Origin of the sequence: Cypionkella sp. (assembly GCF_036782355.1) — a bacterium.
Lineage (GTDB): Bacteria > Pseudomonadota > Alphaproteobacteria > Rhodobacterales > Rhodobacteraceae > Cypionkella.
Genome location: NZ_DAIPZF010000037.1, coordinates 1 through 21,563, shown reverse-complemented (window position 1 = coordinate 21,563; position 21,563 = coordinate 1). Strand labels below are relative to the sequence as shown.

Annotated in this window: 18 protein-coding genes and 1 tRNA gene; 9 read left to right on the top strand and 10 right to left on the bottom strand. The window is 61.0% G+C overall.

The annotated features are described in order from the left end of the window. Positions 1-9 precede the first annotated feature (9 nt). From V7Q10_RS12995 to V7Q10_RS12960, 8 genes are all read right to left on the bottom strand, one after another. Positions 10-1,245, bottom strand: a complete 1,236-nt coding sequence (locus V7Q10_RS12995; protein ID WP_333869539.1) for an efflux RND transporter periplasmic adaptor subunit — start codon at positions 1,243-1,245, stop codon at positions 10-12. 164 nt (positions 1,246-1,409) lie between these two features. Then, entirely contained in the window at positions 1,410-3,422 is a 2,013-nt protein-coding gene (gene rpoD, locus V7Q10_RS12990) for an RNA polymerase sigma factor RpoD (protein WP_333869537.1), read from the bottom strand. Between the two features lie 106 nt (positions 3,423-3,528). Then, positions 3,529-5,472, bottom strand: a complete 1,944-nt coding sequence (gene dnaG / locus V7Q10_RS12985) for a DNA primase (RefSeq protein WP_333869536.1) — start codon at positions 5,470-5,472, stop codon at positions 3,529-3,531. A gap of 148 nt (positions 5,473-5,620) precedes the next feature. Further along, complete coding sequence (locus V7Q10_RS12980) at positions 5,621-6,772, bottom strand: amidohydrolase (protein WP_333869535.1); 1,152 nt, start codon at positions 6,770-6,772, stop codon at positions 5,621-5,623. Then, on the bottom strand, positions 6,769-7,311 hold the full coding sequence (locus V7Q10_RS12975) for a sarcosine oxidase subunit gamma (RefSeq protein WP_333869534.1): 543 nt from the start codon (positions 7,309-7,311) through the stop codon (positions 6,769-6,771). The genes V7Q10_RS12980 and V7Q10_RS12975 overlap by 4 nt, the downstream gene beginning before the upstream one ends. Next, positions 7,304-10,225: a sarcosine oxidase subunit alpha family protein gene (locus V7Q10_RS12970; protein ID WP_333869533.1), complete on the bottom strand. Its 2,922-nt coding sequence runs from the start codon at positions 10,223-10,225 to the stop codon at positions 7,304-7,306. Before V7Q10_RS12970 ends, V7Q10_RS12975 begins: the two co-directional genes overlap by 8 nt. Then, on the bottom strand, positions 10,215-10,496 hold the full coding sequence (locus V7Q10_RS12965) for a sarcosine oxidase subunit delta (protein WP_333869532.1): 282 nt from the start codon (positions 10,494-10,496) through the stop codon (positions 10,215-10,217). Before V7Q10_RS12965 ends, V7Q10_RS12970 begins: the two co-directional genes overlap by 11 nt. A gap of 11 nt (positions 10,497-10,507) precedes the next feature. Next, positions 10,508-11,758, bottom strand: coding sequence for a sarcosine oxidase subunit beta family protein (locus tag V7Q10_RS12960; RefSeq protein WP_333869531.1), 1,251 nt, complete (start codon positions 11,756-11,758; stop codon positions 10,508-10,510). A gap of 516 nt (positions 11,759-12,274) precedes the next feature. On the opposite strand from V7Q10_RS12960, the gene V7Q10_RS12955 reads away from it, so the two are divergent. From V7Q10_RS12955 to V7Q10_RS12915, 9 genes are all read left to right on the top strand, one after another. Next, the gene (locus tag V7Q10_RS12955) at positions 12,275-13,963 is read left to right on the top strand and encodes a pilus assembly protein TadG-related protein (RefSeq protein ID WP_333869530.1); all 1,689 of its coding nucleotides are present in this window, start codon (positions 12,275-12,277) and stop codon (positions 13,961-13,963) included. Beyond that, positions 13,960-14,505 carry a TadE/TadG family type IV pilus assembly protein gene (locus V7Q10_RS12950; RefSeq protein WP_333869529.1) on the top strand — a complete coding sequence of 182 codons (546 nt, stop codon included), beginning with the start codon at positions 13,960-13,962 and terminating at the stop codon, positions 14,503-14,505. The genes V7Q10_RS12955 and V7Q10_RS12950 overlap by 4 nt, the downstream gene beginning before the upstream one ends. Before the next feature lie 10 nt (positions 14,506-14,515). Beyond that, a complete protein-coding gene (locus V7Q10_RS12945) occupies positions 14,516-15,082 on the top strand; it encodes a TadE/TadG family type IV pilus assembly protein (protein ID WP_333869528.1) in 567 nt (188 codons plus the stop codon). A gap of 194 nt (positions 15,083-15,276) precedes the next feature. Next, entirely contained in the window at positions 15,277-16,188 is a 912-nt protein-coding gene (locus V7Q10_RS12940; protein ID WP_333869527.1) for a pirin family protein, read from the top strand. 31 nt (positions 16,189-16,219) lie between these two features. Beyond that, entirely contained in the window at positions 16,220-16,435 is a 216-nt protein-coding gene (locus tag V7Q10_RS12935; protein ID WP_333869526.1) for a hypothetical protein, read from the top strand. A 74-nt stretch (positions 16,436-16,509) separates the two neighbouring features. Further along, positions 16,510-17,799 carry a homoserine dehydrogenase gene (locus V7Q10_RS12930; RefSeq protein ID WP_333869525.1) on the top strand — a complete coding sequence of 430 codons (1,290 nt, stop codon included), beginning with the start codon at positions 16,510-16,512 and terminating at the stop codon, positions 17,797-17,799. Between the two features lie 145 nt (positions 17,800-17,944). After that, a complete protein-coding gene (glpX, locus tag V7Q10_RS12925; RefSeq protein WP_333869524.1) occupies positions 17,945-18,913 on the top strand; it encodes a class II fructose-bisphosphatase in 969 nt (322 codons plus the stop codon). A 42-nt stretch (positions 18,914-18,955) separates the two neighbouring features. Continuing rightward, a complete protein-coding gene (recJ, locus tag V7Q10_RS12920; protein WP_333869523.1) occupies positions 18,956-20,698 on the top strand; it encodes a single-stranded-DNA-specific exonuclease RecJ in 1,743 nt (580 codons plus the stop codon). A gap of 48 nt (positions 20,699-20,746) precedes the next feature. After that, positions 20,747-20,821: transfer RNA gene (locus V7Q10_RS12915), tRNA-Glu, on the top strand. Between the two features lie 116 nt (positions 20,822-20,937). Here V7Q10_RS12915 and V7Q10_RS12910 read toward each other — a convergent pair. Beyond that, positions 20,938-21,285, bottom strand: coding sequence for a hypothetical protein (locus V7Q10_RS12910; protein WP_333869522.1), 348 nt, complete (start codon positions 21,283-21,285; stop codon positions 20,938-20,940). 72 nt (positions 21,286-21,357) lie between these two features. Continuing rightward, the coding region (locus V7Q10_RS12905) for a hypothetical protein (RefSeq protein WP_333869521.1) at positions 21,358-21,563 on the bottom strand (206 nt) is incomplete at its 5' end.

Below are 21,563 nucleotides of genomic sequence, written 5' to 3'. Positions count from 1 at the left end.
CGCGCCCCCCTAGTTGCCAGCCGCAGCAGCGGCGGCGGCGGCAGGTTTGCCACCGGCTTTGCTGGCAGCCTCCGGTTCTGGGTCTGGCGCGCCAAAAATCTTCACCTCGGCCCCGGGTTTCAAGCCATCCAGCCCTTCAGTGACAACGCTGTCACCCGCCGCCAGATCGCCCGCCACCAAAACGCTTTCGGTGTTGCGCTGCACGATGCGCAGCTGCGCTTTTTCCACCTTATTGTCCTTCACCCGCCAGACATAGGCCCCGTCCGAGCCCCATTGCACCGACAAAGGATCAACCGTGACAAAGCTTTCGCCGACAAATTCCAGGCTGACGGTCAAGGCCATCCCCGGCCGCAGGCTGCCCGCGCTGTTGTCAAGCGCGGCTTGCACGCGAAAGGTGCCACTGGCGCTGTCGATCTGATTGTCCACGGCCACCACGCGGCCCGACAGCACATCTTGCGGCCGCGCCACCGCGACCATCTGCGCAAGCGCGCCCTGCGCCACGGCACCGCTGAGCCGTTCCGGCAGCCAGAAATCCACCCGCAGCACCGAGGCATCTTCGATCCGCGCGATCACCGTTTGCGGTGTAACCTCGACCCCCGGCGTGATGTCCAAAATCCCCACCACCCCGTCAATCGGCGCGAGGATGCTGCGGTCTTCCAGATCTTGGCTGGCGGTGCGCAGGTTCAACTCGGCCACCGTGGCTGCAAGCTGCACCGCTTGGCTTTGGCTTTCGGCCACGGCCTTGCTTTTCACCAAGGCCGCGTTGCGCACAAGCGAGCGTTGCGCGTCGGCAAAAGCCGCCTGCACCTTGTCAAAGGCAATCTGCTGGCTTTGATTGTCCAAAGTCGCAATCACCTGCCCCGCCGCCACATTGGCCCCCGAGCCGATCAGCACCGCCGTGACCTGACCGCTGCCCTTGGGCAGAACCGTCACCGCAGATTGCGCCGAAGCCGTGCCCAGCGCCGAAACCCGGCTGTTCAAAATCTCGGTCCCAGCCGGTTTCACCACCACCGTGCCCACTCGCGGCCCGCGCCCACCCCTGCCGCCCGCAGCGGCACCTGCCGGCGGCTTCGCACCACCGGCCGCTTTGCCCGTGGCTTGCGCAGCACCCGCAGCGCTTGGCTCGGCACCAATGCCCCAGCGCGCCAGCATCTGCCCCGCACCCGGAAAGAACGCGAGCCACAGCCCCGCCGCCACCGCCAGCACAACCAGCAACGCCGCACCCTGTTTGAACCCTGAACGCACGTTTTCCTCCAGCTCTGCCCTTTGGCAAACATAGCATGATCAATGGTTCCGCCAAGCTGGCCCGCAGCTTTTGCTCACCTATGCCTTTAACGTGGCAGCCAAGCGTTTCTGTCGCCAAAGACACCAGATGTCGCGCAAAGAAAAAGCGCCCCGAAGGGCGCTTTTTATTGGTCCAGAAAGCTGCGCAGCTTGCGCGAGCGGCTGGGGTGTTTCAACTTGCGCAAGGCCTTCGCTTCGATCTGGCGAATGCGTTCGCGCGTCACGCTGAACTGCTGGCCCACTTCTTCCAGCGTATGGTCGGTGTTCATGCCGATGCCAAAGCGCATCCGCAGCACACGTTCCTCGCGCGGGGTCAGGCTGGCCAAAACCCGCGTCGTGGTTTCCTTCAGGTTTTCCTGAATGGCGCTGTCCAAAGGCAGGATCGCATTCTTGTCTTCGATGAAATCGCCAAGCTGGCTGTCTTCTTCGTCGCCAATCGGGGTTTCCAGCGAAATCGGCTCTTTGGCGATTTTCATCACCTTGCGCACCTTTTCCAAAGGCATTTGCAGCTTTTCTGCCAATTCCTCGGGGGTTGGCTCGCGGCCAATCTCGTGCAGCATCTGGCGGCCCGTGCGCACCAGCTTGTTGATCGTCTCGATCATATGCACCGGAATACGGATGGTGCGCGCCTGATCGGCGATCGAGCGGGTGATCGCCTGACGGATCCACCAAGTCGCATAGGTCGAGAACTTATAGCCGCGACGATATTCGAACTTATCCACTGCCTTCATCAGGCCGATATTGCCTTCCTGGATAAGATCAAGGAATTGCAAACCACGGTTGGTGTATTTCTTGGCAATCGAGATCACCAGACGCAGGTTGGCCTCGACCATTTCCTTTTTCGCCTGACGCGCTTCTTTTTCGCCCTTTTGCACCTGATTAACAATGCGGCGGAATTCCGAGATATCGACGCCGATATAGGTGCCGACCTGCGCCATCTCGGCGCGCAGCTCTTCAACCTTTTCGCGCGACCGCTCCAGCAGCGCCTGCCAGCCGCGCCCCGATTTTTCCGCCATGCGGTCCAGCCAGGTTGGGTCCAGCTCGTAGCCTTGGTATTCTTCGATAAACTCGCGGCGGTTGATACGGGCCGCATCGGCCAGCTTTACCATGCCCGAGTTGATCGACATGATCTTGCGGTTGATGCCGTAAAGCTGGTCAATCAGCGCTTCGATCCGGTTGTTGTGCAAATGCAGCGCATTGACCAAAACCACGATCTCCGAGCGCAGCTTTTGATAGGCGGCTTCCTCGGTCGACGAAAAGCGGTGCTTTTCCGACAGGGTCGCCGACATCCGCAGATCCTGCATCTCGGCCAGCATCGCGTAATCGCTGGCGATCTGGTCCAAGGTTTCCAGAACCTTTGGCTTCAGCGCCGCTTCCATCGCGGCCAAAGACATCGAGGCGCCATCCTCGTCGTCGTCATCCTCGTCGCTTTCGCCGCGCATCAAAGGATTGCCGTCGGCATCGAGCTCAGGCTCGGCCACAGCAACAGGTTCAACCCGCCGCGGCGTGGCGCTGATCGGCACCGACCCCAGATCCGAGCCGACGATCTCTTCGTCGCCTTCCAACGAGCGGCCAAAGGTCGCCTCAAGGTCAATCACATCGCGCAGCAGAATGTCTTCGGACAAAAGTTCGTCACGCCAGATGATAATGGCCTGAAAGGTCAGCGGGCTTTCACAAAGCCCGGCGATCATGGTGTTGCGACCAGCCTCGATGCGCTTGGCAATCGCGATCTCGCCTTCGCGCGACAACAACTCGACCGAGCCCATCTCGCGCAGATACATCCGCACAGGGTCATCGGTGCGGTCCAGCGCCTCGGTGGTGGTATGCACCACCGCCACTTCGCCGCCACGCCCCGAGACATCGACCAATTCGCCAACGATCGGCGCTTCGCCACCCTCTTCAACGTCTTCGTCTTCGACCACATTGATGCCCATTTCGGACAGCATCGACATCACATCTTCGATCTGCTCGGAAGACACCTGTTCGGGCGGCATCACCTGATTAAGCTGCTCGTAGGTGATATAGCCACGCTCACGGGCATCCGCGATCATCTTCTTGACCGCAGCTTGGCTCATATCCAAGGAGACGTCTGCCTCTTCAGCTTCGGGCTTGCCGTCGTCGGTGTCTTTCGAGGCCATGAGTGCTCCTGTCTGGTCGTATTGGGGCTTCTCAGCGATGGACTGAGCCGAATCAAAATATAGCTGGTCGAATCAATAACGCGAATCACGGCAGGTTAAAGCCGAATCAGTGCTTTTTCTTCACCCAAACCTGCCCATCAATCAGGTTTTGCAGATGAGACATCATCGCAGAGCGGTCTTCGCCCAGATCTGCGGCATCCTCTCGGGTTGGATTGTCAGCGCGGTGGCGCGCTGCGGCCGCCTGCGACAAGCGCCAATCCAAGCCTTCGTCGGCCAGCCCCCAAATGTCTTCGGCGGCATCCTCGGTCTCTCGCCGCGCCGAACGATGCGCGGTCAATTTGGCAAATTCTTCCGCAAGACATAACGTCGCCAACTCCTCATCGTCGCGGTTGCTTACGCAGGGCGCAAACACAACATGGGAACGCGCGAACAATTCCTCAAGGTCAGCGCGCGCTGCCTTTTGGATATGATCCAAGAAATCTGCGGCCGCGCCATGCTGCAAGATCAGCCGCCGCAGCGTTTCTTGCGCCGGTGTCGGCAGATCCAACCGCTCAAGCGGGCTTTCAAACTTCGCCACCAGCTTTGGATGGCTGATCAATGTAGCCAGCACAATGTCGATGCGCTTGGCCTCTTCGATATGCGCATCGCCATTGGCCAAAAGCGTGCCCTTGGTCGAGGCAATCGGCGGCAACAACGGACCCTCAAAGCTGCGCTGGCCTTTGACAAAAGCCGGCCGCACCCCTGCCTTGGGCGCGCGACCCGGACGCTGGCCAAACAGCGCCCAGCGCAATTGCTTGATCTCTTCGCCGTAATGGGTGCGGATCGACGGATCAACGATGCGCTTGAGTTGCGCGCGCAAGACCTTATCCAAAGCAGCCTTGCGCTCGGGGCTGTCAAACACCCGCCCCTCGGTCTCGCGCTGCCACAACAAGCGCACCATCGGCTGCGCTTCCTCCAGCACGGTCTTCATGGCGGCAGCACCTTTGGACTTGATCAGATCATCAGGATCAAGCCCCGCAGGCATAACGGCAAACCGCAAGCCCTTGCCCGCCTCCAGCAAAGGCAGCGCCAGATCGATCACCCGCAAGGCCGCGCGAATGCCTGCGGTGTCACCATCCAGCGCGATGATCGGCTCATCAGAGATCCGCCACATCAAACGCAGCTGATCTTCCGTCACCGCCGTACCCAAGGGCGCGACAGCCGCGGTAAACCCCGCCTCAGACAGCGCAATCACATCCATATAGCCCTCGGCCACCACCAAAGGCGCGCCCTTGCCCGCCGCCTCGCGGGCGGGCGCATGGTTGAACAGATTGCGCCCTTTATCAAACAACTCGGTCTCGGGCCCGTTCAGATACTTCGCCCGCGCATTGGGGTCCATCGCACGGCCGCCCAAACTGATCGCCCGCCCGCGCCCATCGCGGATCGGAAAGATGATGCGGCCGCGAAACCGATCATAGGGCGCGCCGCCATCCTCAGGCTTGGCACAAACCCCCGCGCCGACGATCAGATCATCGGCCACCCCCTTTTGCCGCAGCGCCTGATAAAGACCCTGCCGCGCATCCGGCGCAAAGCCAATCTGCCAGCGCTCTTGTGCCGCCTCTGATAAACCACGCTTGGCCAAATAGGCCCGCGCCTCGGCGGCAGCCCCAGTGCGCAGCTGCAAGCGAAACCACTTCACCGCCTCTTCCATCACCTCGGCCAGCTGGGCGCGCCGATCGGCCACCTGCACCGCCCGCGGGTCGCGCGCAGGCATCGCCATCCCCGCCTCACGCGCCAAAACCTCGACGGCCTCCATAAAGCCAAGGTTCTCGCTTTCCTTGATAAAGGTCACCGCATCGCCCTTGGCATGGCAGCCAAAGCAATAATAAAAACCTTTGCGATCATCGACATGAAAGGAAGCCGATTTTTCCTGGTGAAACGGACAAGGCGCCCACATATCGCCCTTGCCCTGATTGGACTTGCGCGCATCCCATGTGACTTTCCTGCCCACAACCGAGGACAGCGAGACGCGATTGCGCAGTTCATCAAGGAATCCGGGCGGCAGGCTCATGCCTCGTTATATCAGCCCTTCCCCCCCCGCTGTAAAGCCTTCGCCGCAGGCTTTCATCTTGGTCTAAATATCCCCGCCGGAGGCTCCTTAGGCGAGGGGAGGACGCTCCGCGGGGGATATTTAGACCAAGATGAAAGCGCGGGTCTGCTTACCCCAGGATGTCGCGGGCAAGGTGGTGAAAGATCGCCACGCCGGCTTCGATAAGGGCGTCGGGGAAATCGTAGTCGGGGTTGTGCAGCGCAGGTGCGGTTTCACCTGCGCCCAGAAACAACATGGCGGATTTGGTTTTTCCCCAGCCGAACACGCCGAAGTCTTCCGAGGCGCGCTCTGGCAGGCCGCTGTCGTCAAAGGGGATCTGAAGCGCTGTCAGGCTGCGTTCCAGCTGCGCCACGGCCTCTGGGTCATTGACCGAGGCGGCAAAGCTGTCTTGTTGCGCAAAGCTGATCTTCAGGCCAAACGCCGCTGCATGGCGCTGGGCCAGATCGACGACGCGGCTTTGCAAGGCTGCCATTTGTGCGTCTTCGGTTGTGCGCAGCGTCACCCAGATTTCCGCAGCCCCGGGTGCTATGCCAAAGCTTTGCGCGCCCAGAGTTGCATGGGTCAGGGTCAGGCGTTGATAGGCTTGCCCCAGCGGGCCGGGGCGATCAAGCGCCATCAGCGCGGGCATCAGCTGCGACATGGCTTGCGCCGGTGAGAGGCCGTTTTCGGGTTCGGCTGCATGGGCGGTTTTGCCTTCCAGCATGATGCGCAGGCCTTGGCTGGCGCAATTGACCACGCCTGCGGCGAGGCGTGCCTGGCCAAGCGCTGCGCCCGGCCAATTGTGGATAGCAAAGGCCCAATCGGGGCGTAGGGCGGCATAGCGCAGATCTTGCACCACGGCGCGCGCGCCCGAGCCGTCTTCTTCGGCGGGTTGGAACATCAGCACCACCCGCCCCCGCGCGGGCCTGCGCCGTGCCAGCTGCCGCGCCAGCCCCAAAAGCAGCACCATATGGCCATCATGGCCGCACAGATGCCCCTTGCCCGCATGGGTCGAGCGGTAAGGCAGATCTGACAGCTCGGCGATCGGCAGCCCGTCCAGCTCGGCGCGAAACATCACTGTGGGGCCACTTTGCGCGCCTTGGAACAGGGCCGCCACGCCGTGACCGCCAAGGCCGGTGACGATCTCATCAGGGCTCAGCGCGTGCAGCGCCGCCACGATCTGCGCGGCGGTGCCTGCCTCGTCGCCCGAGACATCGGGGGTTTGGTGCAGCGCGTGGCGCTGTGCGATCAGCGCCACCAGATCGGCATTGCTTAGCCTCATGCCGCGCGTGCGGCGAGTGTTTTTAGCGCCACTTCCAGCTCGTGCCAGCCTGTACGCGCCATCGAGCGGAACAGCATGATCCGAAAGCCTTGCTCTGACACCCGCATCACCACGGCCGACATGTGATAAACCGGCGTGCGCGCGGCACTGCCTACGGGAAAAGCCGCAAGCCGCAGATCAATCGGCACATAGCGCGCCAGAGCATCAACCGCCAAAGGCCCCGAAAGCGACAGGGTGACCCAAGCGCCCGATTGATCGGTGGCCGCCGCCACCCCCGCCAGATCGGGGCAGTCTGCGCCGATCAAAAACGCCTGATCGCGCCCGCTCCAGACCATCAGCGCCGCGTCTTTGCTGGCAAAGCTGTTGACGCCCGGAAAGGCCAGCCCCAGCGGTTTCAGCGTCTTGGCCAGCGCTTTTGCTTGGCCAGGAAAGGGTTGGATCGAGGTCACAGCGCCGTGGTCCAGCTCCATCAGCACGGTGCCTGCGATGGTCAGCGGGGCTTGGCCTTCCAAAGCGGTCTTTGCAATATATTCAGGCACGAAGTCTCTCCCCTGCTTTGTCAAAGAACACCGGATCGCAGACCTCGCAGAGCACATCTACGCCGCGCAGACGGTCTACCAGCCGCACGGTATCGCCAATGCGCGCCCGCCCGTTCACCAAAAAGCCCAAAGCGATATGGCGGTCAAACATCGGCGAATACCCCACCGAGGTTGTATAGCCCAGACTGTTGACACGCGTCAGATCTGCTGCGGTATCAAAGAGATGCGCGCCCGAGGTGATCTCGGCAATCGTCACGGGCTTGAGCCCCACCATCTGCTCGCGCGCAGGGCCATGCAGGCCGTCGCGCTGGGCGCCCCGTTTGCCGATGCAGTCTTTCTTGGCCGAGATCATCTTTTCTGCGCCAATGTCATAGGCGGTGACACGGCCGTGGATCTCGGCATGGGTGATCAGGCCTTTTTCGATCCGCAGCACGTTCAGCGCTTCCATGCCATAAGGCCCGCCGCCCATGGTTTCGGCCCGCGCCACCAGATCGCGGAACAGCGCCTCGCCATAGCGGCTGGGCACCGCGATCTCGTAGCCTTCTTCGCCCGAAAAGCTGATGCGGAACAGACGCGCGTTGGTCGAGCCCAGACGCAGGCTGCCCGCAGCCATAAAGGGGAAGCCTTCCAGCGGGGCATCCAGCAGCGAGTTGATCAGCGCCCGCGCTTTCGGCCCTGCCACCGCAAATTGCGCCCAAGCCTCGGTGACGGAAATGAACCGCACATCCCAATCGGCGCAATGCGCCTGATGCACGAAATCCAGATGCCGCATCACCAGACCTGCGGCAGCGGTGGTGGTGGTCATCAGATAGTGGTCTTCGGCCAAGCGTGCCGAGGTGCCATCATCCAAAACATAGCCATCTTCGCGCAGCATCAGGCCATAGCGCACCCGACCAACCGGCAAGGTGCTGAAGGTATTGGTATAAACCAGATCAAGGAAGCGGCCCGCGTCGCGGCCCTGAATGTCGATCTTGCCAAGGGTCGAGACATCGCAAACCCCCACTGCCCCGCGCACATAAGCAATCTCGCGGTCACAAGACTGCCGCCATGTCGTCTCGCCCGGTTTGGGGAAATAGCTGGGGCGATACCACAGCCCCGCCTCAATCATCGGCGCGCCGCGGTCGCGGCTGGCTTGATCCGAGGTCATAAAGCGCTGCGGCGCAAAGCCTGCGCCGCGCCCGCCCGCCCCCATCGCCGCGATCGAAGTCGGCACATAGGGCGGGCGATAGGTGGTGATGCCAGTCTCGGCAATGCCGCGCCCGGTGGCATCGGCCAAAACCGCCAAGGCGCCAACGTTGGAGTTTTTGCCCTGATCGGGCGCCATGCCTTGGGTGGTATAGCGCTTCATATGCTCGACCGAGCGGAAGCCCTCTTGCGCGGAAAGCTTGACGTCTTTGGTGGTGACATCATTGGCGAAATCCAGCCAAGCGCGGCCCTTGCCCTCGACCTGCCACAGCGGGGTGATGGTATAGGGCAGACCCTCGGCGCGCGGCACGGCGATCTCTGTCGGCGCGCGCCCCAGCGCTTGCAGCGCTGACTGCGCGCTTTGCGCCCCTTCTGTCAGGCAATCGAGGCTGGAAAACGCGCCGTTGCAGGCGCCAGCGGCGCGCAAATTCGGCACGGCGTCAGCCATTGGCACAAAGGCCGCGATGCTGGCCTCCCACCTTGGCCGCCCGTTCATATGGCAGGTCAGATGCACCATCGGGTTCCAACCGCCCGAGACCAGCAAAAGATCGCAATCCATCTCGAAGCTGCCGGCCATGTGGCGGCCCGAGATCGCGGTCAGCCCCAGCCGGCCTTTGGTATCAGTGACTTCGGCGCCAAGATAGACCGGGCAATCTTCAATCGCCGAGGCATCGCTGCGGCTGTCCAAGATCGCCGCCACCGTCACACCTGCGGCGATCAGTTGCCGCGCCACCGCGCGCGCGCCGTCGTTATTGGCAAAAAGCACCACGCGTTTGCCTGCAACCACACCGTATTTATGCAGATAGGTTTGCGCCGCCGAAGCCAGCATGATGCCGGGGCGGTCGTTCATCGGGAAAGCGATCGGGCGTTCCAGCGCCCCTGCTGCCAGCACCACTTGGGCTGCCGTGATGCGCCAGAAACATTCGCGCGGCAGATCCGGGCGCGGGCTGCGGTGCAGCCCCACCCGTTCCAGCGCCGAATAGACCCCGCCATCATAGGCCCCGGTCACCGTGGTGCGGGTCATGATCCGCACATTCGGCAAAGCGCGCAGCTCGGCTTCGGCTGCGGCGACCCAGTCTGCGGCAGGCTTGCCGTCGACCTGACCCTCGGCATAGGGCAAGCGCCCGCCCAAGAGCCGGTCTTCTTCGCATAGGATCACATCTGCACCGGCGCGCCCTGCCGTCAGTGCGGCCATCAGCCCAGCCGGCCCCGCCCCCACCACCAAGACATCGCAAAAGGCGAAGGCCTTTTCATAATGCCCCTCGTCATGCTTGCCAGACAGGCTGCCAAGCCCTGCGGCGCGGCGAATGATCGGCTCGTAAATCCGCTCCCAAAAGGCGCGCGGCCACATGAAGGTTTTGTAGTAAAACCCCGCCGACAAAAACGGCGAGGCCAGATCGTTGATGCTGAGCAGATCAAAGCGCAGGCTGGGCCAGCGGTTTTGGCTGCGCACCACCAGACCTTCAAAGATCTCTTGCACCGTGGCGCGCACGTTTGGCGTCTGATTGGCGGGGCCCACCACTTCGATCAGCGCGTTGGGTTCTTCCGAACCCGCCGTCAAAACCCCACGCGGGCGGTGATATTTAAAACTGCGCCCCATCAGCCGCACGCCATTGGCCAACAGCGCCGAGGCGACAGTATCGCCCTTGAACCCCTGATAGCTGCGCCCGTCAAAGCTGAAGCTGACGGGCTTGGCGCGATCAATCTGACCTTTGCCTTCAATGCGCATCTTTGGCCCCCTTGTTGCGGCCCGCAACCAATTCAGCGGCCAGAACCGCGTGGCTGACCGTGTTGCGCGTCACCACCATCCAAGCGCCGCAGCCCTGTTCGTGATACCACAAATCCCGCGTCAATCCTGCCGGATTGTCCCGCAAGAACAGCTGGTTATCCAGATCATCCAGCGAGGCCCCCTCCCCCGCACGGGTCAGATAATCCTCGGTGCCCATATAGTAAAACTCACGCCGATCACGGCTGCCACACAGGGGGCAAGGTAGTTTCATGCGCTGTCTCCCTAGTGCAAATTATGTTGGCTGCCGGTGCCTTCTTCGTCCATCACCTCGCCAGTTCGGAACCGGTCCAGACGGAAGCGCTTGGCGACCTCGTGGCTTTCGCCGGTGGCCATCAGATGCGCCATGCACCAGCCCGAGGCAGGCACGGCCTTGAAGCCACCATAGTTCCAACCGGCATCGACAAACAGCCCCTCGATATGGGTCTTGTCGATGATCGGCGAGCCGTCGGGCGTCATATCCATGATCCCGCCCCAAGACCGCAGCACCTTGGCGCGGCCGATCATCGGCATCAGGGTCATGCCGGCCTCCATCACATGCTCGACCATCGGCAGATTGCCGCGCGACGCATAGCTGGAATAAAAGTCGATATCGCCGCCAAAGACCAAACCGCCCTTGTCGGATTGGCTGATATAAAAATGCCCCATGCCAAAGGAAATCACATGGTCGATGATCGGCTTTAGGCCTTCGGTTACAAAGGCTTGCAAGACATGGCTTTCAATCGGCAGGCGCATTCCGGCCATTGCCGCCACCTGGCTTGAGCGTCCTGCCACCACCATGCCAACCTTTTTGGCGCGGATCGGGCCGCGGGTGGTTTGCACGCCGCGCACGACGCCATTTTCAATATCAATGCCGGTGACTTCGCAGTTCTGGATCAGATCGACGCCGCGCCGGTCGGCGCCGCGCGCATAGCCCCAAGCCACCGCATCATGGCGCGCGGTGCCGCCGCGACGGTGCATCAAGCCGCCATAGATCGGAAAGCGGGTCTGCTCGAAATCCAGATAGGGCACCTCTTCGCGCACGCGCTCGCGGCTCCACAATTCGGCGTCATCGCCTTGGTTGATCATCGCATTGCCGCGCCGGGCCAAAGTGTCGCGCTGCCCGTCGGAATGGCAAAGCACCAGCTGGCCGCGCTGGGAATGCATGACGTTGTAGTTCAGCTCGGCCTCCAGCCCTTCCCAAAGCTTCAGCGAATGGCTGTAAAACTCCGAGTTGCCGGGCATGTAATAATTGGCGCGCACAATCGTGGTGTTGCGCCCGATATTGCCGCCGCCAAGATAGCCCTTTTCCAGCACCGCGATATTGGTAAGCCCATGGTTTTTCGCCAGATAATAGGCGGTCGATAGCCCATGCCCGCCACCACCGATGATGATCGCATCATATTCGGCCTTGGGCTCTGGGCTGCGCCAAGCGGGGCCCCAGCCCTTGTTTCCCAACAGCCCCTGCGTGATCACTTTCAGGCCAGAATAGCGCATCGCACCGCTCCTTGAATTTGCAGGAAGTGAACCCGCTTTGCGCCCCTTATTCAATACCTAAAGCCCGCCCACGCGTGTATCCGCGACACCCGATGTCGCAGTCCAGCCTTGCCACTTGCGCCACGCGGCCGCGGTGCGCCTTGGCGCAGCCAGTCTGGCGGCGGCCAAAGATCGAATCACACCCTATCAAGCGCCCAGCCGGGCGCCACATCGGTAGGCTCGATTTTGGAAACGATTCAGCCCGCTGAAAGGGATTGTCGCGCCCACCCGCCGCGCCGCCACGCTGATTGCACAATTGCCTTTCAAATCGCCATACGAAAGCCAAAGCTCTCTCACCTTATGCAGACTTGACGAGATCATCTACGCCTTCGGGCCAACGCCGCCGCTTTCGGCCGCAAGACGTGAATTTGGGATAGAGCTATGAAAAAGACCACATTTCGCATTCTTCAGCGTCTTTTGAGGCTTGGCTCACATCCGGCGTCGCGCCGCTTTGTCGAGGACACACAGGGGTCCTTGTTGCTGCTAACGTTATATCTGTTTGTGATCATGGCCTTTATGGGCGGTCTTGCAATCGACTTGATGCGCTACGAACAAACCCGCACATCGCTGCAAAATACGCTGGACCGCGCCACCTTGGCCTCGGCCTCGCTGTCGCAGACCCTGGACCCCGATCAGGTCGTCAGCGATTATTTTGCCAAGGCTGGCATGTCGAATTATCTGCAAAGCGTCACCGTAACCAATGGCGTGAACTTCCGCACCGTCGAGGCCAATGCCTCGGCCACCACAGACGCCTATTTCATGCATCTGATCAAAAACGGCGATATCAACTCGGACCCCAAGCGCATCGCCATGACCACCAAAGGCAAGTCTATAGCTGAACAGCGCATCAACAATGTTGAAATCAGCCTTGTTCTCGACATCTCCGGTTCGATGGGGTGGAACAACCGCCTCGAGAACCTGAAAGTTGCAGCCAAGGATTTTGTACAAACTGTTATTTCCAACGATGCGGCAGGCAAGATCTCGATCTCGATTGTGCCCTTTGACGATCATGTCAACTTGGGCCCTGATCTGCGCAGCAAATACACCGGCCTGACAAATGACCAAGGCTTTGCCAATGCCTATTGCATTGACCTGCCCGCTTCGACCTACAACTCGACCGGCATTGATCCCACAGCCAGCATGCCCATGGTCTCTCTGCATGATTTCGCGAGTGACACCTACTATGCGCAAGGCTTTGTAAGCCCGACAGATCGGACCTATTCGATCGGATATGATCCGGTTTACAATCGGAACACCGCGATCTGCCCAACGATAACGAACAATTTCCTGCGTTTGCCAACCCGCTCGATCCCAGCATTGAACGGCTACATAGATGGCTTGGTGGCGCTTGGCGGCACGGCGATCAACATCGGCATGAAATGGGGCGTGACGATGATGGACCCAAGCCAGCGCGCGATCTTCACCAGCCTGCGGCAAGATGGCAAGATCCCGAACGAGATCCCCGATCGTCCCCTAGCTTATGGCGACAAGAATGTGATGAAGGTGATCGTGCTGATGACCGACGGCGAAAACTCGGGCGGGCGACGGGTTGCTGAAGCCTACAAAACCGGCCCCTCGCCAATCTATTTCAGCTCCGTTGAGGGCAGATATTCGATCCGCTTCACCTCGGGGCGTCCGTCAGCAGCAGGGTCAAACGAATATTATGTTCCGCATCTGAATGCTTGGCGATCGACACCTTACAACAATGGAACAAAAGGTTGGGTTTGGGATTGGGGGTATTCGCCTGAATTGGGCTGGCGGTGGCAGTATTTTTACCGGGATCTCGACAAGACGACCCAACTGACCTGGCCAGAAGTCTGGAGCAAAATGCGCCTGAGTTATGTTGCATGGCAGTTCTATGCCCGTGGCCTCGGCTATAACAACTGGAACAGCATGGTGAACAACTTCTACGCCGCCATCGACAAGCTGTCGACCGTCCCCGATGCAGCCTCGATGAACCAACAACTGCAATCAATCTGCACTCTGACAAAGGACAAGGGAATTGTTGTCTATGGAATCGCCTTCGAGGCGAGTGCCAATGGCCAAGAGCAGATTTCAAAATGCGCCAGCTCGCCCGCGCATTACTTCAACGCCGAGGGCCTTCAAATCGGAACCGCTTTCAAGACCATCGCCAATAACATCAACCAGCTTAGATTGACCCAATGATCCGTTCCCTACGCTTCAAGTTCAGCCGCCTGACCCGTGCCTTTCGCAATGACGACGGCATGGCCAGCATCGAATTTGCTCTGATGATCCCTTTGCTCTTGGGGGTCTTCATGGCGTCATTTGAAAGTGGAATGCTGATGACACGGTCAATCATGCTGGAACAATCGGTCGATATGACCATGCGCGAATTGCGTCTGGGCCATTACCCGACGCCAACCGCAGAGCTGCTTAAAAGCGAAATCTGCCGCCGAACGGTGATTTTCAAAGACTGCGAACAGAACATCATGATCGAAATGACCCGCCTAAGCACCAGCACCTGGGCCCTGCCGAAAACGGGGGTGAAATGTATTGATCGTTCCCAAGATATCCAACCCGTCACCACTCTGCAAATCGGCCAGAAAAACGATCTTATGTTGGTGCGGGTCTGCGTGCCACAGGATGCGCTTTTCCCCACGACCGGAATAGGTCTTGGCCTGCCTAAGGATGGCAAGGGCGGCTACGGGGTTATTGCCGTCACGGCTTTTGTCACTGAACCTAATTAAGGAGCCGCACATGCGCTGGTTTACTTCTTCGCTGCGTCGCTTCCGTGAGGATCAAAGCGGCACCCTGATTGCAGAAGCCGTGATTGTCTTGCCGATGATGCTTTGGGCCTATCTGGCGATGTTTGTGTATTGGGATGCCTACCGCTCGATCAATTCCGCACAAAAAGCGGCCTATACCATTTCGGACCTGATCTCGCGCGAGATGAACACCGTGCCTTTGACGCCTGCCTATATCACGGGCATGCGCGATCTCATGCAATATCTGATAGATGACACCCAAGCCGTCAGCATCCGCGTCAGTTCAGTGACCTATTCAAAGACCCGCACCCGGCTTGAAGTGGATTGGTCGATCTCACCCGACAGGGCCTTGTCCGCCCTGACAACAAACACCTTGGCAACGGTTCAAAGCCGCATTCCAGCGATGTCAGATGGCGACCACGCCATCATCGTTGAAACGCAGGTGCAATATCATCCGGCCTTTGAGGTTGGTCTCAGCGATCAGGTGTTGGAACAGTTCATCGTCACCCGCCCCCGCTTTACCCCAAAGATCTGTATGACGGGGTTTAGCTGCACTTGATCGTTTTTTTCAGATCACGAGTGCCAGTTAATGCGATCAGAGCGCCCAAAATCAGCTGACCCGATTACATAAGAACAGATTGTGCGATCACGCACAGCGGCTTGCCGATTTTTATCCAAGCTTTCGCCATTGCCGCTGTGGTCTTGCAGACCTATCTCTGGATCAACCTGCACTGCCGAACCAAGGAGGCTGCCATGTCCCTGCGTCCCGTTACCCGTACATCGCTTGCTCAACCCCATGTCGAGGGCGCTGGCGTGCATCTGCACCGTGCCTTTGGCTTTGGCGATCCAAGCCGGCTGGACCCTTTCTTGATGTTTGACGATTTTCGCGGTGACGCGCCGCGCGATTATATGGCGGGCTTTCCCTGGCACCCGCACCGCGGCATTGAAACCATCACCTATGTGCTGGCCGGTGCGGTAGATCACGGCGACAGCCTTGGCAACCGTGGCACCCTGAAGGGCGGCGATGTGCAATGGATGACCGCAGGCTCGGGAATTTTGCATCAGGAAATGCCCAAGGGCAACGCGCAGGGGCAGATGCACGGCTTTCAGCTTTGGGCCAATCTGCCGCGCGAGCTGAAGATGACAAAGCCACGCTACCAAGACGTCAAGGGTCATGACATCCCCGAGCTGCTGGAAGACGACGGCACCGTGGTCAAGGTGATCGTGGGCTCGTTCTGGGGCAAGACCGGGCCGGTGGACGGCATCGCCGCCGATCCGCAATACCTTGATATCTTCGTGCCGCCCGAGAAAAAGCGCAGCTTTAAAATCGACACCCGCCGCCAAGCCTTTGCCTATGTCTTTGAAGGCGCTGGCCGCTTTGCCGATGCAGCGGCCCCGCGCGGCGTGCTGATGGAAAAGGAATATAAGGGCCAAGAGCTGAACATCCGCGATATGTCGGGCAATCGCAGCCTTGTCGAATTTGGCAAGGGCGACGAGATTACCGTGCAGGCTGGGCCAGATGGCATCCGGTTCTTGCTGATCTCGGGCGCGCCTATTCAGGAACCCGTAGCATGGCATGGCCCGATCGTGATGAACACCCAAGCCGAGTTGCAGCAGGCGATGACCGAACTGCGCAACGGCACCTTTATCAAACCCGCGCATTGACGCGCCCGGCGCGCGCGATATGGTGCCAGCCATGACATCCATCTTGCGCGCGCTTTCCCTGCTTTGCCTGACCGCCTGCACGCAGTTTCCCAGCGTGGACGCGGCGGCTGCACCTGATTTGGCAGGCCCTGCGCTTTTGCCAACACGAGATTTGGCGGTAGACCCGCTCGATCCACTGGCCGAAGACCCGCTGGCCGCAAGCAGCGCCGCTTTGCGCGCCCGCGCCGCAGCCCTGCGAAGCAGGTGACAACCGCGCGCCGCGTTGCCTTTGGCCCCGCCTTGGGCTAACAAACTCCAAATTCAAAACCACGGAGTTTCCCCATGTCGGCTGCCCCCCTGCGCATTGGTCTTGCTGGCCTTGGCACTGTCGGCATTGGTGTTGTCAAAATCGTGCAAGATCACGCCGATCTGATCGCGCGCCGCACCGGCCGCGCGGTGGTGATCACCGCCGTTTCGGCGCGTGACCGCACGAAGACCCGTGATGCGGATCTGTCGGGCTATGCTTGGGAAACCGATCCGGTGGCCTTGGCCCAGCGCGAGGATGTCGATGTCTTTGTCGAGGTGATGGGCGGCCATGAAGGCCCCGCGAAACTCGCCACCGAAGCCGCGATTGCGGCGGGCAAGGATGTGGTCTCGGCCAATAAGGCGCTCTTGGCCCACCACGGCCAAGCCCTTGCGCTTGCGGCCGAATCCGCAGGCCGCGTCATCCGCTTTGAGGCTGCGGTTGCAGGCGGCATACCGGTGATCAAGGCGCTGACCGAAGGGCTTGCGGGCAATCAGATCAAACGCGTCATGGGGGTGATGAACGGGTCGTGCAATTATATCCTGACGCGGATGCAGAACGACGGCATGACCTACCAACAGGTTTTTGACGCAGCCCAAGCGCTTGGCTACCTCGAGGCCGATCCGAATTTGGATGTCGGCGGCATTGATGCGGGCCATAAGCTTGCGTTGCTGGCCTCGATCGCCTTTGGCACCAAGGTCAGCTTTGACGCGGTCGAGCTGGAAGGCATCGGCAAAATCTCGATCGACGACATTCATCTGGCCGCCGATATGGGCTACCGCATCAAGCTTTTGGGCGTGGCGCAGATGACCGGGCGCGGGCTGGAACAGCGCATGACCCCCTGCCTTGTGCCCGCTGACAGCCCGCTGGGCCAATTGCAAGGCGGCACAAATATGGTGGTGCTGGAAGGCGATAGCGTCGGCCAGATCGTGCTGCGTGGTCCGGGTGCCGGCACTGGCCCCACCGCAAGCGCGGTGATGGCCGATGTGCTGGACATCGCGCGCGGCGCGCGGATGCCGACCTTTGGCCAGCCTGCGGCCACGCTTGCCGACCCGATTGCTGCGGTCTCGACCACGCCTGCCAGCTATTATCTGCGCATGACGCTGCTGGACAAACCCGGCGCGCTGGCGAAAATCGCCACCTGTCTGGGCGAGGCTGGCGTCTCGATTGACCAGATGCGCCAATATGGCCACGAGGGCACGCTTGCCCCCGTGCTGATCGTCACCCACAAGGCCACCCGCGCCGATATCGACCACGCCATGTCGCGCTTTGACGCCACCGGCGTGATGGCGGCGGCCCCCGTGGCGATCCGTATCGAAGAGGTCTGATCGCCCATAACCCCGCGCTGACGCCTGCAAAACCTGCCCCAAAGCTTGCGGCAAAACTTTCGCAAATGCGTTAGCGCCACCATCCTTGCCCGCCTTTGCCCCGCCCGCTAAGGGGGTCAAAAGCCCCCGTGCAAAGGATGCCCCAATGGCCGATGCTTCCGAATTTCAAGACCGCCTGCTCTCGCTCGGCCTTGCCCGTGTGTCCGAAGCAGCCGCGCTTGCCTCTGCCAAACTGATCGGGCGCGGCGATGAAAAAGCTGCCGATCAGGCGGCGGTCAACGCCATGCGCGACCAGCTGAACCTGCTGGATATCGCGGGCGTCGTGGTCATCGGTGAGGGCGAGCGCGACGAGGCACCGATGCTGTTTATCGGCGAAGAGGTCGGCACCGGCCGCGGCCCCGCCGTTGACATCGCCCTTGACCCGCTGGAAGGCACCACCCTGACCGCGAAAGACATGCCCAACGCCCTGACCGTGATCGCCATGGCACCGCGCGGCACCCTGCTGCATGCGCCCGACGTCTATATGGACAAGCTTGCCATCGGGCCGGGCTATGCCCCCGACACCGTCACCTTCGAGATGACCCCCGCCCAACGCGTCCGCGCGCTGGCCCGCGCCAAGGGCGTGGCCGCAGACGAGATCACCGTCTGCATCCTTGAACGCCCCCGCCACGAAGACCTGATCGCCGAGGTGCGCTCGACAGGTGCCGCGATTCGTCTGATCACCGACGGCGATGTTGCGGGCGTGATCCATTGCGCCGAAAGCGAAATCACCGGCATCGACATGTATATGGGCTCGGGTGGCGCGCCCGAAGGCGTGCTGGCGGCTTCGGCGCTAAAGTGCATGGGCGGGCAGATCTATGGCCGGCTGTTGTTTCGCAATGATGACGAACGCGCCCGCGCAGCCAAGGCGGGCATCACCGATCTGAACCGCATTTACACCCGCGACGATATGGTCACCGCCGACGTGATCTTTGCCGCAACCGGCGTCACCCAAGGCTCGATCCTGCAAGGCATCAAAACTGAACCCGGCTGGGTGACCACCGAAACCCTGCTGATGCGGTCAAAAACCGGATCGGTGCGGCGGATGAGCTATCGCAGCCCGATGAAAGCGTGATTCCCGCTTGCTCCGGCCCTTGTGCTGGGGCAAGCCTAGGCCATGACCCAAAGCGCCTTTCTGAATGTCGACTGCTCGCTGACCAACCGCCGCTGGATTGGCCCCAGCAACGAGGTTGAACGCCTTGCCGTGGCGATGGCCCAAGCCACCAAACTGCCGCTGCCGCTTTGCAACACGCTGGTGGCGCGCGGCGTGGCGCCGCAAGATGCCGAAGCCTTTCTTGCGCCGCAGCTGCGCGACCTGCTGCCCGACCCCTTGCGGATGAAAGACACGGGCCGGGCTGCGGCCCGGTTTCTGCAGGCCGTTAAATCCCGCCAACGCATTGCGATCTTTGCCGATTATGATGTCGATGGCGGATCTTCGGCAGCCCTGCTGATCGTCTGGCTGCGCGCCATGGGGATTGCGGCAACGCTTTATATTCCCGACCGCATCGACGAAGGCTATGGCCCGAATGTGCCTGCGATGGCAGCTTTGGGGGCGGCGCATGATCTGATCCTCTGCGTCGATTGCGGCACGCTTAGCCACGACCCCATTGCGGCGGCGGGCTGCGATGTCATCGTGCTTGACCACCATTTGGGCGGCGAAACCCTGCCCCCCGCCTATGCGGTGGTGAACCCAAATCGGCAGGATGAAGACGGCGATCTGGCGCATCTTTGCGCCGCTGCCGTGGTGTTTTTGATGCTGGTCGAGGCAAACCGGCAGCTGCGCGGCCAAGGCGTCACCGGCCCCGATCTGATGGCGATGCTGGATCTGGTGGCGCTGGCGACCGTGGCCGATGTCGCCCCCCTGATCGGCGTCAACCGCGCGCTGGTGCGGCAGGGGCTTAAGGTGATGGCGCGACGCGAAAGGGTCGGTCTGCGCGCGCTTGCCGATATCGCGCGAATGGACCAAGCCCCAACCGCCTATGCGCTGGGCTTTTTGCTGGGGCCGCGCGTCAATGCAGGCGGTCGCATCGGCCAAGCCGATCTGGGCGCGCGGCTGTTGTCCACCGATTCTGCCTCCGAAGCCGCGGCCTTGGCCGAAAGGCTGGATGTTTTGAACACCGAGCGCCGCGCCATCGAGGCCGCCGTGCGCGAAGAGGCTCTGGCCCAAGCCGAGGCGCGCGGCACCCAAGGCCCGCTGGTCTGGGCGGCGGGCGAAGGCTGGCACCCCGGCGTTGTCGGCATTGTCGCCGCCCGACTAAAAGAGGCCACCCACCGCCCCGCCGTGGTGATCGGCTTTGACGGGGTCGAGGGCAAAGGCTCGGCCCGATCGGTCACCGGCGTCGATCTTGGCGCCGCAATCCAGCGCATCGCCGCCGAAGGCCTGCTGATCAAAGGCGGCGGTCACAAGATGGCCGCAGGTCTATCGCTGCACCGCGACAAGCTGGAAGACGCCATGGCCCGTCTGTCAGAATTGCTTGGAAAACAAGGTGCTGGCGCCGGTGGGCGCGAGGATTTGCGCATCGATTGCCTGCTGATGCCCACCGCCGCCACCCCTGCCTTTGTCGAACAGCTCGAGTCCGCAGGCCCCTTTGGCACCGCCGCCCCCGCACCGCGCTTTGTCTTTACCGACACCGCCGTCACCACCCGCCGCGTCGGCAGCTCGCATCTGAAAATCAGCTTTGGCGACGGCATGGGCGCAAAAATCGACGGCATCGCCTTTGGCGCCTTTGACACCCCACTGGGCGCAGCGCTTGAAAACGCAGGCCATCAGCGCTTTCATCTGGCAGGCCGGCTCGAGCTGAACACATGGGGCGGGCGCAGCAAAGTGCAATTGCGTCTGGAAGATGCTGCAAAGGCGTAACTTTCCTCTTGCGAGTCAGTCAAGCTGCCCTTAATAACCCCTCTCAGTGGCCCGTTCGTCTATCGGTTAGGACATCTGGTTTTCAACCAGGCAAGAGGGGTTCGACTCCCCTACGGGCTGCCACTCATCCTATATCAGTTATTGATATTGCTCAATAATTCGCAAGATCGAAAATCTCCACCCACAATCCATCCTATCACTGGAAGACCGCTGAAAGCGCCCCTTCAGGCTGGAAACAGTCACGCGAACGTGAATGTCGCGCTTGCCGGACGCCTCGCTTGCATCACTTCGCAATGCCAAAAATCGGCACCGAACGCGGATTTTAGTTCATCATGTGCCTTTGTTCGCCCTTCCCAGTCTTCATTGGTTTCAACGATACGTTCAATCGCCCTATGAGCCGCTTCGGGCGCGACCAACTCACAACGCATTTGCCACGGTGCAAAGTTCTTGGAGGCTTCGTCAGTCCCTTCGACGGCGGCACAGTGATAGGCTTCTAGCAAGTCGATGTAAGCGGCTTGTTTTTCACGAAAGCGCCGTTCGTCTTGTTTCGATCTTTCAGCAAGCCAAGACTGAATAAGCGCGGTCACGACCGACCCAAGCCCAAACGCGGTATGACGCGATAATATGTCCACGATCAAGGTTCCGGTAAATCACTCGGTTCAATTTTGACCATACACGACAAACACAAACAAAAGCCGCTCACGAAAGCGCGGCAGGTGCTTCCTCGTGGCCTTGGGAAGATCGAAATAGATTTCGGGGATACCCACAATATCGCCGTCGGGGTCGATACCCGCTGAGGGGCAGGCTTGACGCATGGTCTGCCCCGCAGCGACCGCGACGACCGCAGGGAGGGCCCTGCCCGCGC